General features: G+C 65.6%; 14 protein-coding genes. 8 read left to right on the top strand and 6 right to left on the bottom strand.

Translation table 11 applies throughout. The annotated features are described in order from the left end of the window. The first annotated feature begins 48 nt into the window (after positions 1 to 48). Genes narH through narI form a run of 3 tightly spaced genes read left to right on the top strand, consistent with a single transcriptional unit; the run spans position 49 to position 3,237 of the window. Entirely contained in the window at positions 49 to 1,785 is a 1,737-nt protein-coding gene (gene narH, locus NN4_RS16055) for a nitrate reductase subunit beta (RefSeq protein WP_147131398.1), read from the top strand. Positions 1,786 to 1,819: 34 nt separating this feature from the next. Beyond that, positions 1,820 to 2,500 (top strand): nitrate reductase molybdenum cofactor assembly chaperone, encoded by a 681-nt coding sequence (narJ, locus tag NN4_RS16050; protein WP_147131396.1) that lies wholly within the window; start codon positions 1,820 to 1,822, stop codon positions 2,498 to 2,500. Next, positions 2,497 to 3,237: a respiratory nitrate reductase subunit gamma gene (narI, locus tag NN4_RS16045; protein ID WP_147131393.1), complete on the top strand. Its 741-nt coding sequence runs from the start codon at positions 2,497 to 2,499 to the stop codon at positions 3,235 to 3,237. Before narJ ends, narI begins: the two co-directional genes overlap by 4 nt. A gap of 80 nt (positions 3,238 to 3,317) precedes the next feature. On the opposite strand, the gene NN4_RS16040 is transcribed toward narI, so the two are convergent. Beyond that, a complete protein-coding gene (locus NN4_RS16040; protein ID WP_186818453.1) occupies positions 3,318 to 3,845 on the bottom strand; it encodes an RICIN domain-containing protein in 528 nt (175 codons plus the stop codon). Between the two features lie 162 nt (positions 3,846 to 4,007). On the opposite strand from NN4_RS16040, the gene NN4_RS16035 reads away from it, so the two are divergent. After that, on the top strand, positions 4,008 to 4,589 hold the full coding sequence (locus tag NN4_RS16035; RefSeq protein WP_222595075.1) for a YdcF family protein: 582 nt from the start codon (positions 4,008 to 4,010) through the stop codon (positions 4,587 to 4,589). 41 nt (positions 4,590 to 4,630) lie between these two features. Here the strand turns inward: NN4_RS16035 and NN4_RS16030 are convergent, their stop codons facing one another. The 5 genes from NN4_RS16030 to NN4_RS16010 form a co-directional block, all read right to left on the bottom strand. After that, positions 4,631 to 6,112, bottom strand: a complete 1,482-nt coding sequence (locus NN4_RS16030) for a flavin-containing monooxygenase (RefSeq protein WP_246180904.1) — start codon at positions 6,110 to 6,112, stop codon at positions 4,631 to 4,633. Between the two features lie 130 nt (positions 6,113 to 6,242). After that, positions 6,243 to 7,751 carry a glycoside hydrolase family 76 protein gene (locus tag NN4_RS16025; protein WP_186818452.1) on the bottom strand — a complete coding sequence of 503 codons (1,509 nt, stop codon included), beginning with the start codon at positions 7,749 to 7,751 and terminating at the stop codon, positions 6,243 to 6,245. Between the two features lie 52 nt (positions 7,752 to 7,803). Then, the gene (gene nirD / locus NN4_RS16020; RefSeq protein ID WP_147131374.1) at positions 7,804 to 8,187 is read right to left on the bottom strand and encodes a nitrite reductase small subunit NirD; all 384 of its coding nucleotides are present in this window, start codon (positions 8,185 to 8,187) and stop codon (positions 7,804 to 7,806) included. Beyond that, on the bottom strand, positions 8,184 to 9,623 hold the full coding sequence (locus NN4_RS16015) for an MFS transporter (protein WP_147131371.1): 1,440 nt from the start codon (positions 9,621 to 9,623) through the stop codon (positions 8,184 to 8,186). Before NN4_RS16015 ends, nirD begins: the two co-directional genes overlap by 4 nt. Positions 9,624 to 9,769: 146 nt before the next feature. Next, entirely contained in the window at positions 9,770 to 10,369 is a 600-nt protein-coding gene (locus tag NN4_RS16010; RefSeq protein WP_147131369.1) for a TetR/AcrR family transcriptional regulator, read from the bottom strand. A gap of 89 nt (positions 10,370 to 10,458) precedes the next feature. Here NN4_RS16010 and NN4_RS16005 point away from each other — a divergent pair, with 89 nt between their 5' ends. The 4 genes from NN4_RS16005 (at position 10,459) to NN4_RS15990 (ending at position 13,432) form a co-directional block, all read left to right on the top strand. Further along, on the top strand, positions 10,459 to 11,154 hold the full coding sequence (locus NN4_RS16005; protein WP_147131366.1) for an SDR family NAD(P)-dependent oxidoreductase: 696 nt from the start codon (positions 10,459 to 10,461) through the stop codon (positions 11,152 to 11,154). Positions 11,155 to 11,255: 101 nt separating this feature from the next. Next, a complete protein-coding gene (locus tag NN4_RS16000; RefSeq protein WP_147131362.1) occupies positions 11,256 to 12,185 on the top strand; it encodes a hypothetical protein in 930 nt (309 codons plus the stop codon). An 88-nt stretch (positions 12,186 to 12,273) separates the two neighbouring features. Beyond that, complete coding sequence (arfB, locus tag NN4_RS15995; RefSeq protein ID WP_222595080.1) at positions 12,274 to 12,687, top strand: alternative ribosome rescue aminoacyl-tRNA hydrolase ArfB; 414 nt, start codon at positions 12,274 to 12,276, stop codon at positions 12,685 to 12,687. Between the two features lie 124 nt (positions 12,688 to 12,811). After that, a complete protein-coding gene (locus tag NN4_RS15990; RefSeq protein WP_147131357.1) occupies positions 12,812 to 13,432 on the top strand; it encodes a hypothetical protein in 621 nt (206 codons plus the stop codon). Positions 13,433 to 13,452: the final 20 nt, after the last annotated feature.

The raw sequence follows: 13,452 nt of genomic DNA, 5'->3' as shown, positions 1-13,452 counted from the left end.
GTACCGACGCTCTGTTCGATGGCCGCTCGCAGGAAGTGGAGTACTGACATGCGCGTCATGGCCCAGCTCGCCATGGTGATGAACCTGGACAAATGCATCGGCTGTCACACCTGCAGCGTCACCTGCAAGCAGGCGTGGACCAACCGCGGCGGCACCGAGTACATGTGGTTCAACAATGTGGAAACCCGTCCGGGACAGGGGTATCCGCGCCAGTATCAGGACCAGGAGAAGTGGAAGGGTGGCTGGCAGCTCAACCGCAGGGGCAAGCTCACCCTGAAGTCCGGCTCCCGGATGAAGCGGCTGCTCAACATCTTCGCCAACCCGGACCTGCCCACGGTGGCGGACTACTACGAGCCGTGGAGCTACGACTACGACAACCTGCTGTCGTCCCCGGCGATGGACACCACCCCGGTCGCGCGTCCGAAATCGCTGATCACCGGTGAGGACACCAAGATCACCTGGGGCGCCAACTGGGACGACGACCTCGGCTCCGGTCCGGAACAGGTGGGCAAGGACCCGTTGCTGTCGCGGCTGTCCGATCAGGTGAAGCTGGAGTTCGAGCAGACCTTCATGTTCTACCTGCCGCGGATCTGCGAGCACTGCCTGAACCCGTCGTGCGCGGCCTCGTGCCCGTCCGGCGCGATCTACAAACGCGCCGAGGACGGCATCGTGCTCGTCGATCAGGACAAGTGCCGCGGCTGGCGCCAGTGCGTCACCGGCTGCCCGTACAAGAAGATCTACTTCAACCACAAGACGGGCAAGGCGGAGAAGTGCACCTTCTGCTACCCGCGGGTGGAGGTGGGCATCCCCACGGTCTGCTCGGAGACCTGCGTCGGCCGGCTGCGCTACATCGGCGTGATGCTCTACGATGCCGACAAGGTCCTCGAGGCGGCCTCGGTCACCGAGGACAAGGACCTGTACCCGTCGCAGTTGGGCGTGTTCCTCAACCCGCATGACCCGCGGGTGGTCGCGGAGGCGGAGCGGGCCGGTATCTCGCCGGAATGGATTCAGGCCGCACAGGATTCGCCGATCTACAAGCTGATCGTCGACTACCAGATCGCCTTGCCGCTGCATCCGGAGTACCGCACCATGCCGATGGTCTGGTACGTGCCGCCGCTGTCGCCGGTGGTGGACGTGCTGTCGGAGACCGGCCACGACGGCGAGGACGCACGAAACCTGTTCGGCGCGATCGACGCGCTGCGGATCCCGGTGGAGTATCTGGCGGAGCTGTTCACGGCGGGTGACGTCGGACCGGTGCGGGCCGCGTTGCAGCGGTTGGCCGGAATGCGGGCGTTCATGCGGTCGGTGAACCTGGGGGAGGAACCGGATCCGGCGATCGCCCCCTCGGTCCGGCTGGAGCCGGAGGAGATCGAAGCGATGTACCGGCTGCTGGCGATCGCGAAATACGAACACCGGTACGTGATTCCGTCGGGTGCGGGTTCGGAGGCGCATCAGCTGGACGCGTTGGCCACCGGGTGCAGCCTGGACAACGACGGCGGGCCGGGGATGACGGCGTTCGACACCATGGTGGAGAAGTTCCACCTGACCGACACCAATGGTGCTGCGCCGGAGGAGAAGTCGAACCGGGTCAACCTGCTCAACTGGGATGGGCAGAGCACCAACGGCTTGCTGCCCTCGCCTGCCAACGGCAAGGCTTCGGGCAACGGTGTAGCCGCGAATGGAAGCAACGGCGCGTCCGACAACGGTGTGGCAGCCAAGGGCAGCAACGGTGCCGTACCCGACGGCGTGCCACCCGTAGCCACGACCACCGGAGCACCCCAATGAGCGCGCGCGTCCCGAATCCCGACGGGGGTCCGTCATGTCGCTGCTGAAGGTACGCCGCAGGCCCGAGCCCGCCGTGCCGATGGCCGAACGCGACCGGCGCGTGGTGTGGCGGATCGCCGCGCTGCTGCTCGACTACCCGAGCGAGCAACTCCTCGCGATGACCGATGATCTCGTCAGTGCCGCAACGGAATTGCCGGAGCCGGTGCGGAATCATCTGATCGAATTCCTCACCCACCTGGGTGCAAGCGCACCGCTGGACCTGGCGACGCGCTACGTCGAGACCTTCGACATGCGCCGCCGCTCCAGCATGCACCTGACCTTCTACGCCTACGGCGACACCCGCAAGCGGGGGATGGCGCTGCTCCGGTTCAAACATGCCTACCGGCACGCGGGTGTCGAGCTCGGCGACGAGGAGCTGCCCGATCACCTGCCGGTGCTGCTGGAGTTCGCCGCGACGGTCGACCCGATCGGCGGTGAACGGTTGCTCGGCGAGCACGTGCCGGTTATCGAACTGCTCCGGCTCTCGTTGTCCGACAACAAGTCACCCTACGCCGCCGTGCTGGCGGCGGTGGTCGCCACGCTGCCCCCGCCGACCACGGCGGACCGGCGGCGCATCGCCGAGCTGGCCGCGCAGGGACCACCGGAGGAAGAAGTGGGACTCGAACCGTTTGCCATGGATCCCACCATGTTCGCGCAAGGAGAAGGCCGCCGATGACCAGCACCCTGTGGTTGACCCTGCCGTACGTGGCATTCACCTCGTTCGTCCTCGGCCACCTGTGGCGGTACCGGAACGACCAATTCGGTTGGACCACCCGCTCTTCCCAGGTCTACGAGAGCCGCCTGCTGCGCCTGGGCAGTCCGCTGTTCCACTTCGGCATGCTCGGGGTGATCGGCGGTCACGTGATGGGCGTCTTGATTCCGGCGTCGTGGACCGCCGCGGTCGGCATCTCCGAGCACGCCTACCACCTGGTCGCGGTGTCGGCGGGTTCGGTGGCGGGTGCGGCGGTGCTGGCCGGTGTCGGCATCCTGCTCTATCGCCGGTTCACCGTGCCCGCGGTCCGCAAGGCCACCACCGCCAACGACAAACTGATGTATGCGCTGCTGGCCGCCGCTCTGATCACCGGCCTGCTCAATACCTGGGGGAGCAACCTGCTCTGGGGTACCTACAACTATCGCGAAACCGTATCCCCTTGGTTCCGTAGTCTTTTCACGCCGAATCCGGAACCCGGCCTGATGGTCGGCACACCGTGGACCTTCCAGGCGCACGGCCTGGTCGTGCTCACCCTGATCGGCATCTGGCCCTACACCCGCCTGGTCCATATGTTCAGCGCACCGCTCGGCTACCTCACGCGCCCTTACATCGTCTACCGTCGCAAGGAATCCAACGCCCCCGACACCCGCCGCTACGCCCGCGCCTGGGACGCGCCTGTCACCCCGGAACACTGGCGTTGATCCACGTTCCGCGACATACCTGAAACGCCGCTGTGGCCTCGCATCCGAAGAGATGCGTTGCCACAGCGGCGTTCTCGGTCTCAGTGACCGATTACGACCAGCACGAACTGCTGGGTCGGATTGTGCTGCGCCGGACGGCTCACCACGCCGAAGTCCTTCTCGGCGTACTCGTGTGCGTCCACGTAGCGATTGTTGGACGCCTGCTGCATCGTGTACTTTCCGCCGCCGAGGGCCCGGATGTGCCACACCTGCGTGGGATTGTTCTGGGCGGGGCGGGTGACCAAGCGGTAGTCCAGGGACTCGATTTCGTGCGCGTCGAGGTAGCGGTTGCTGCTCACCTGCTGCACGGTTCCGGTTCCGGTGCCGCTGTCGTCCCAGCGAATCCGCCACTGCTGGCTGGTGTCGCCCTGCTTCGGGCGGGTGACGACGTTGTAGTCGTGAGTGCCGTCGTTCCACGCGTCGAGATAGCGACCGCTGGACACCTGCTGGATCGTGACGATGTCGTCGGGCTGTGCGGCAGTCGCGGTGCCGGGAACAGCGACGAGGCCGACCACGGTCAGTGTGCCGAAGAACAGTCCTGCTGCTGCGCGGCTGAGGGAGTGTGTCAAGTGCTGATCTCTCTGGTGGAAGGGCTTGTCCACTAAGGTTCGGGCACACGCGGGCGTGCCGTAAGCCACCCTGGGAGGTAGCTCGGCCGTCACAGGGTGCGGAAATCACCCCCGGAGGGTGGCCGCCGATCGCGCTGAGCGGGCATGTGCTTGGGTGAACGCGTGCGGAAACGGACCTGGCTCAGCATCGGTAGCGGTCTTGTCCTGGCGATCCTGTGGGGTGAGTGGGAGAACTGGCGTGCGACGCGCAGGGTGGTCGGGTCTGTCGCGGGTGACGCCGAGGCCGTGGTCGTGCTCGGGTATCGCGACGCCGGAACGCGCGCCAACCTGATGAATCGGTGGCGGGTGCGGGCAGGGCTGCGGTCCATCGATCCGGCCGCCACCCGGACTCGGCTGGTGCTGTGTGGCGGGGCGTGCGCAGGTCCGCATACGGAGGCGGCGCTGATGGCGCGCTACGCGACCGAAACACGTGGGTATCGCGGGGAACTCGTACTGGAGGAGTCGAGTCGAAGTACTTGGGAGAACATCGCTTTCGCGATTCCCTACCTCGAGGACGTCGAGCGGATCAAGGTCGTCTCGTTGCCGTTCCATGCCGAGAAGGCCAGGCGCTATCTGCGGAAGCAGCGCCCGGACCTGGCCGACCGTCTGGTGCGCGGCAGCGAATATCGGTTCGGCGACCTGCTGCCGTTCACGCCGCTGCTCGCCGTCTACGGGCGGCTGAAGGATGCCCGCGACGTCCCGTGACGCACGGCTGAATCAGCCTGTGCGCCAGCAGGACTCGACGATCAGCGCTGGCCGGACCCGGAGAGTTCGAAGGCGTCGGCCTTGGGTTCCCGGGTCGCGCGCCAGTAACTCGTGCCGGTGCCCGGCCAGGACTGCCGATTGCGGCCGGTGTGATCGAGGAACCAGCTGTGGCACCCGCCGGACACCCACACGGATTTGTCGAGTTTGCTGTGCAGCCAGGTGTTGAACTCGTGCTGCACCTCGCCACGCACCTCGAGCCGCGTCGAGCCCCGGTCCTCCATCATGCGCAGGCATTTCACGATGTAGCGCACCTGGGATTCGATCAGGAACAGGATGGATTGCGCGCCGCCACCGGAATTGGGGCCCATGATCATGAAGAAGTTCGGGAAACCCGCCACCGTCATGCCGTAGTAGGCCTGCATGCCGTCGCGCCAGGCCTGCTGAATGGTGAGCCCGTCCCGGCCGACGATGTGCTCGTCGGCGCAGCGGTTGCCGGTGGCGAAGCCGGTGCCGAGCACGACCACGTCGGCCTCGTGCAGTTCGCCGTCGGCCGTGCGGATTCCGGCTTCGGTGAATTCCTCGATGCCCTCGGTGACCAGGCTGACGTCCGGGCGTTGTAATGCCGGATAGAAGTCACTGGAGAACAGGATGCGTTTGCAGCCGAAGGTGTAGGACGGGGTGAGTTTCGCGCGCAGCTCCGGGTCGGGCACCTGCTTCTTCAGCTGGTGCAACGACATCCATTTGAGCAGTGTGTTCAAGCGGGGGTGGAAGTAGCCGGCCACCGGCGCCTCGTGCAGCCAGAAGGCGGCGTTGCGGTAGATCTTCATCGCGCCGGGGAAGGCCTTGAACAGGCGCTGCTCCAGGGAGCTGACCGGGCGGTCCAGCTTCGGTAGCACCCAGTGCGGGGTGCGCTGGAAGACCTCGACATGCGCTGCGGTGTCGGCGATTTGGGGCACCAGCTGAACGCCGCTGGATCCGGTGCCGATCACCGCCACTCGTTTGCCGGTCAGGTCCACCGAATGGTCCCACTGCGCGGAATGGAACACCGGTCCCTTGAAGGTGTCGCGCCCCTTGAACTCCGGAATATTCGGGACGTGCAATGCGCCGTGCGCGGCGACCACGGCGCGCGGCCGATACTCGTCACCGTCGGCGGTGCGCACCACCCACCGGTCGCTGGTGGCGTCGAATTCGTAAGACACGGCCTCGGATTGGAATCGGATATACGGTTCGAGCTCGTAATCCTTGACCACCCGCCGGATGTAATCGAGTATCTCCGGCTGCGGGGCATACATCCGCGTCCAATCGGTATTGGGCGCGAACGAGTACGAATACATCATCGACATGATGTCGCAACCGCAACCGGGATAAGTATTTTCCCGCCACACGCCGCCGACCCCGTCGGCCTTCTCCAGGATGACGAAATTCCGCTCGCCCGCCTCCAGCAGCTTGATCGCCATTCCCACACCGGCCAACCCCGTACCGACGATGAGAACGTTCGGATCCTGCCCGCTCACCTGATCCATCGACGCCATGTTTTCCCTTCACTGCACCTAGACGGGAAGGTTAGCGTTTCGGGAACCCCCGGGTACACCCCCCGAGCAGGTGGATTTCCGCGGGTCAGCCGGAAACGAGTTCCCCCGATCCGGGCACGCCTCATATCGCGTTGAGGGCGTCCACGGCTGCGGCTTGGGTGGCGAAGTTGGGAAGATCGTCAGGTCGACGCGGACCTTGCCATCGGAAACCGAACTCATCGGTGTCGGCGGGCAGCGAGTCTGCTTGGCGGATCAGGAATTCCTTTGTGGCGGAACGGGAGTGGCCGCTGTCCACCAGCTGCCGGTAGTTGCGGACGAACACCCCCTTGAAGGTTTCCGCATCCCGGCACCGGGGGCCGGGGCAATCCGTGGCGCTGGGTTCTTCCAGAACACCGTCCCGGATGAACGGTGACCCTGTGCGCGTCACCGCCGACGCGATCGTGTCGGCCGTGGTGAACAGATCGCTGTGTCCGGTGGCCTGGCCCAGCGCCACCAATCCGCCGATCACCACGCCTTGAACGTAGGTCCATCGCGTGCCCTCGTCGGCAAGTACACAAGTGCCACCGTCCGGGGCGAGGTCGAGGTGGTCGTTGATCAATCCGGATCGGTCCATCAAAACGCGACCCGCCCGTGTGGTGAACCAATCCCACATCGTCTGCGCGCGAGCGAGATACGACGAGCGATTCGAGGGATGGACCCGCGTGCTCAGTTGGGCGGTCGCCGTGAGATACAACGCGTTGGTTATCGCATTCACCTGGGTCCACGGGCGCTGATCCGGATCGACACCCACGCGTGCCCACGTCAGCCCGTCGTCGCAGTACGACGCGCGCTGATCATCGAGTTCATCGACAATGACCTGCGCCGCCGTGAGGTAGCGCGGATTGTGGGTGAGGTCGAAGGCACGCAACCATGCCAACGCCCACCATAATTCGTCGTCGTTGTAGCCGGTCCGTCTGGGAACTCCTATTCGAGCAACGTCGCCGTGCCGGTAGATGTCGTCCACATAGGCGAGGTACTGGAGGTCATCGGTGCGCGCCGCGTAGTCGATGACAGCGGTAAGCGCGTTGGCGCTCTGCCAGGTACTGGCGTCTTTCTCCCAGAGCCCTGTCTCGAGGTCATAGCGGTCCAGCAATCGGTCGACGGCCCGCAGTCGCCGATCCGGTGGTGGGTCGGCTTGTTCGGTCCATCGGGTACAGCGGACCTCCGGCCGGTCACCGGCCTTCCCGCAAGCGCGCAACAGCCCGTCGTCGTACCGGAGGAACCGCGTATCCCCGGCGGTGGCAGCCACGGCAATGGTTGCCGTCAGCCTGTCGTCTCGGCTGCTACGGCCGGTGCGATCGAGCCACACCGAATCGCCGGGCTGCCCGTTCACGAGGCTCGCCCAGGCACCAGTGCCTGTGGTGGTCAAGGTGATCGTGCGCGCCCACACTCGAACCTGCGGATTCGCCCGGCGGATGCCGGTTGCGGTCCGTGGGTCATCCCCGTCGCAGGGCCGATCCACGCATTCCGGTACCTCCGTCGACGCCTCATAGCGCAAGGACTGCGGCTTCACCACCAGGTATGCCCCCAGCACCAAGCCGACGACAACCCCGACCACAACGGTCCGCCGAGCCCGTTTGCGTTCGATCACGGCCCACACCATAGCCAGGTTAGGAAAAGGGTGTGCGCTGTGGCGATCGGGTCTACGCGGGGTTGTTGGAGACCGAGACGACGGAGTTGTCTACGCGGACTTGGTATACCGGCAGGCAGGCTGAGTCGTCGTCGAGGCAGTGCCCGTCGATCAGCGAGTACGCCTGTTTGAGTAGCGGTGAAATGACGACAGGGGTGCCGTCGCGATCACCGACAAGCCCGCGGGAGATGACGGCCGCGCGGCCGATGGGATCGATGTTGCCGACAGCGGCGAGGGTGTCGTCCGACAGGCGGAACAGGGCCGCTTGGGCGGCGGTCTCGCCGCTGCCCAGCAGCACTGCTACGCCGCGGCCGGGGATCAACCGGTCGATGCCGCATGCTCGGGTCCACCCGGCGCTGAGAGTCGCAGCGCTGCCGAGGGTTTCGACGGCAGTCATCGGGTGCTGCTCGCCGCGGCCTCGGCCTCCAGCACGAAGGTCTCCGCCTCGACCACCACGTCGGCCTCGGTGCGGTCGCTGGGCCTGCGCAGGAAGACCGCCCAAACCACCACGGCGCAGGCAACATAGAAGCCCATGAAGACCCAGAACGCGGTGGTGGCCGACTGGGTGGACGCGTAGGACGAGCGCAGCATCAGGTTGATGCCGACGCCGCCGAGCGCACCGATCGCGCCTACGAAACCGATGAGCGCGCCGGAGGTGTTGCGTGCCCACGCGGCCTGCTCGTCCCGAGAAACGTTGAGGCTCTTGGACTTCGCGTCGAACACCGACGGGATGATCTTGGTGACGGACCCGTTGCCGATGCCGGACAGAATGAACAGTGCGATGAAGCCTGCGATGAGTGTCACCATCGCCGCGCCGCTCGGCACGCCGCCGTTGCGATCACCCAGCGTGCTCGCCACCACGACGGCCACCGCGGCCACCATCATCGCGCCGAAGACATACATGGTGACCTTGCTGCCGCCGATCCGGTCGGCCCACTTGCCGCCGTACGGGCGGGCCAGCGACCCGAGCAACGGTCCGATGAACGCGATCTGCGCGGCGTGCAGTGCCGCCTGCGCCGCGCTGTCGCCGCCGGCCTTGAAACTGATCTGCAGCACCTGCCCGAAGGCGAAGCTGTAGCCGATGAACGAGCCGAACGTGCCGATGTAGAGGAACGCGATCGCCCAGGACTGCGGCACCTTCAGCGCCGCGACCATGTCCGCGAGGTCGGCTTTCTGGTTGCGCAGGTTGTCCATGTAGAGGGCGGCGCCGAGCGCGGCGAGGGCCACCAGGACCAGATAGATCGCGCAGATCAGCGACGCGTAGCCGTTGCCGAGGGTGGCGATGATCAGCAGGCCGAGCAGCTGGATCGCCGGAACACCGATATTGCCGCCGCCCGCGTTGAGCCCGAGCGCCCAGCCCTTGAGCCGCTGCGGGTAGAACGCATTGATATTGGTCATCGACGAGGCGAAGTTGCCGCCGCCGAAGCCGGCGAAAGCGGCCACCAGCAGGAACGTCGTGTACGAGGTGCCCGGCTGGTTGATGAAATACAGCGTCAGCAGGGTCGGGATCAGCAGCAGGAACGCGCTGAAGATGGTCCAGTTGCGGCCGCCGAACTTCGCGGTGGCCACGGTGTACGGAATCCGCAGGATCGCGCCGACCAGGGTCGGCACCGCGACGAGAAAGAACTTGCCCGCGGGATCGATGCCGTAGGTCTCGGTCGGCATGAACAGCACCATCACCGACCAGATCGACCACACCGAGAAGCCGACATGCTCGGCGAAAACAGACCAGATCAGGTTCCGCTTGGCTACGTCCTTACCGCCGGCTTCCCAGGCCACCACATCTTCGGCATCCCAGTTCTCGATGTCACGGTTACGCGTCAGCGTGCTCAACTCAGGCCTCCCACAATCGGTTGTCTCCGACGGTAGGCAGCGGGTATTGCCGACATGATTCGTGGAATGACCGGGAGATCAACGGTTGCTCACGGAGCGCTGTGTGGGCGCGTGATGCTGGGTGCCGCTTGCGCGGTTTCAGGCGGTCAGCCGGCGCGAGGCCTGAGTACATCCTCGAAGAGGGCATCCACCAGATCCTGGGGGATAGGTGAGCCCGTCAGCGCGCGGAAAACGAGGGGCCCGACGAGGGCGTCGATAGTGGCGTCGAGGTCGAGCTTCGGGGAGATGGCACCGGCTTCGGTTGCGCGCGTGAGCATCTCGCGTTCCTGCGCCCGGCGTGGGCCGAAATAGCGTTCGTGGAAGCGCTCGGCTGTGCCGGGATTGTGCTGTGCTTCGGCGAGCAGTGCGAGCAGGACCTTGCCTGCCGGGTCCTGGGTGAGGAATCGCACGAAGTCGTGCAGGTAGCCGCGGATTGTTTCCGCCGTAGGTGGCTCGGTCGGGACCGTCAGCTTCTTGGCACTGTCCTCGATGAGGGTGTCGAGCAGGATCTCGACCTTCGAAGGCCACCAGCGGTAGATCGTTTGCTTGGCGACGCCGGCCCGGCGCGCGATCGCCTCCACGGTCAGCGCGCCGAATCCGTGCTCGACCAGCAGATCGTCCGTCGCGTGCAGTACCGCCAGCCGCGCGACCTCGTCGCGTCGAGGGCCGGAGTGTGCCCGGCGGGGTTGAGGGTTCGCGGCTGGCATGCGAGACACCATACCCAGCGCGCGGCTGTGACATTGTCTAGACGCACCGTCGCGTCTAGACTAAGTTTTCCATCACATAAGGAGTGCGTGTGTCCGCCACATCGAACCGTCAAGCCCTCGTCCTCGGCGCGTCGCGCGGGTTGGGGCTCGTCCTCGCCGACGAACTCGTCCGGCGCGGGTGGGAAGTCGTCGCCACCACCCGACAGGGCGGAGGTGAGCTGAAAGCGAAGGCTGATGCGTCCAACGGTCAGCTGACGGTCGAGTCATTGGAAATGACGAGCCCTGAACAGCTGGCCGCTCTACGTGAGCGCTTGACCGGCCGCCAACTCGATCTACTGTTCGTCAACGCCGCCATCGACCGAGGCGACCTCCCGATCCACGAGGTGCCGACCGACATGTTCACCGAAGTGATGGTCACCAACGCCCTGAGCCCGCTGCGCGCCGTCGAGAGCCTCCGCGACCTTGTCGTCCCCGGCGGAACCGTCGCGATCATGTCTTCCGAGCAGGGCAGCATCTCCCAGAACACCGAAGACGGTTACGAGCTCTATAAGGCGAGCAAGGCCGCCCTCAACCAATTGATGCGCAGTTACGCCACCCGTCACGCTGCCGACGACCACACCAAGCTGCTGATCGACCCCGGCCACAATCAGACTCAACTCGGCGGCCCTGACGCCCCGCTCACTCCTGCGGAAAGCATCCCCTCAGTGGTCGACGTCCTCGAAGCCCAGTCCGGCGCCCCCGGCCTCCAGTTCCTGGATCGCTACGGCAAAACCGTTCCCTGGTAGCGCCTGAGACCGACGGGCACCACACCCGCTGCCCGCCTCGAGATAAGTTATCGACGCTGTCACGCGCAGGGTGGGCACGGCATAGGACTTGGGGGATTGCGATGTTTCGACGGTTGGCACTGCTCGCGGTACTGACGGTGACGGCGGTTGCCTGCCAGGAGAACGGCGCGAACCCACCGGAGTCTCCGGCCGCGACCGGGCCGGAGGCGGAGATGCTGGCGCGGTTGCGCACCACCGACATCTGCGCGCTGCTGCCGCGCGCGGAGCTTGCGAAACTCGGCCCGGTCACGGCGGTGGGCACCGATCAGTTGTACGGGTGCAAAGCCAAATTCGGCACCGATCGCAACACTGGAACCGAAGTGGATTGGCTGGTGCGCGCGGTCGATCAAACCGGGATGGACAAGGCCACCACCGTCACCATCGACGACATGACCGTGGACCTGCTCGGGGACAACAATGTTCGCTCGCCCGAGGAGGTCGCGAGCGCGTCGACCCGCACCTGCACCGCATACGCACAGTTGCCGACCGGCGGATCCATGTCTTTGACGGTCACGATCCCGCCGGGAACCGAGCCGTGCCCGGCCGCACAATCCCTCGTCACCGTCGCGCTGGCCGAGTGGAAACGGCATCCGCGACTGGGTGATTCGCCGGACACGGTACGAACAACGGTCACCGGCAAGGATCCGTGCGCCGTACTGTCGAAGCTGCCGGACGCGATCCGCAGCGATTCCGAATGGGTCGATCGCTGCTGGTTCAGACTCGACGGCGACGCGATCTATGTCGGCTACGGCCACTCGGCCGACCGCGAGTTCAAGAACTACGAGCGCGTGGAAGTCGCTGGGCAGCACGCATACTGGACATCAAACCAAGCCAATGGCAGCTATCGGATTCGCGTCGGCCAGACCTTCGACCCGGTTGCCGACAACTCCGACTACGCGAGCGTGCCCGCCGTGACGATCAACGGCCGCGACCGAGCGACCCTCGAAAAAGTCACCGCCGCAGTCCTAGAAGTGCTACCAGCAGTGAAATGACCAGTGCCCGAACGACATCGAGTAACCGACGCGGTCTGGACGACTCGCGGACCGGAAAGAGCGGCGTCGGATCGTGCCAGCGGACCTGATCGTGACTCGGTTGCTGGTGATCCCCGCATCCGAGCTACACGAGCGATTCTCCCGGTCGTCCGGCCCGGGCGGCCAGCACGTCAACACCACAGACAGCCGAGTAGAGCTATCGTTCGACCTCGCCAACTCACCCTCGATACCGGACCGGCTGCGCACCCGCATGCTCGACCGCCTGGCCCCCCGTCTGGTAAACGGCGTGCTCACGATCACCGCATCAGAGCACCGCGCACAGCTGCAGAACCGCGCCGCCGCCCGCGACCGCCTGGCCGCACTCCTCCGCGAAGCTGCTGCCGCCCCACCACCGGTTCGCCGCGCCACCAAACCCTCGCGCGGAGCAAAGGAACGTCGCATCGCCGCGAAAAAGCGGCGCGGCATCACCAAACGAAACCGCCGCGCTTCCCCCGACGACTAACCGACAGGCTGAGCGTGAAACAGATGACTGCTCAACGAGATCGGGTATGGCAGGCGATGTCGATAGGCTGACGGCGAGTTCGGTTGCCGGAGCCGAACACCGATTACGCGAGTTAGGCCGACCGTTGACGCAGCAGGCGACTGACGAGACGATTCCCGCGCCAGGTGGGCAAGCGACGGGCGGAGGACCGCGCCTACGGCGGATCGTCTGGCTGCTCGCGATCGCTGCGCTGTTGGTGGTGGACCTCGCGGCGGTGCCTGCGATCTACCTGTCGGACCGCTTCTATCGGTTCCAGGAGATCCCCGGCTGGGCTGCCCCGGTGTGCTGGATCGTGACGGCGGTGGTACTTGTCCTCGCACCGAGGATGGGTTGGCGACGCATCCGGGATTGGCTGGTGCCCGCCGGCGTCCTGGCGCTTGCGATGACGCCTGTCCTTCCGTTGATGATGTTGTGGGCGGCCTTGGGTTCGAGCGACAGCAAGCCCGTGGTGGTCGCGGTGAGCTCGGACGGTCGCCACGATGCCGTCACGCACGACGTGAGCGCCATGATCGACACCATCTGTACCGTCAAGCTGCGGGAGCGCAGCGGCCTGTTCAGCAGGCAGATCGATGTGTGGACGGCGCCGGAAAGTCAGCCATGTCCGAAGCGTGTGTCCTTTACGGGAAACAACACGATCAGCATCATCGACTACTACGGCCGGGAAATCACGGCACACTTCGACATCGACCGGATGCAGCCAGCGTAGCTCTTGCCACCGCCGTCATG

Origin of the sequence: Nocardia ninae NBRC 108245 (assembly GCF_007990755.1) — a bacterium.
GTDB lineage: Bacteria > Actinomycetota > Actinomycetes > Mycobacteriales > Mycobacteriaceae > Nocardia > Nocardia ninae.
Note: the sequence above shows the minus strand (reverse complement) of the source record. Positions and strands in the feature narration are given on the sequence as shown.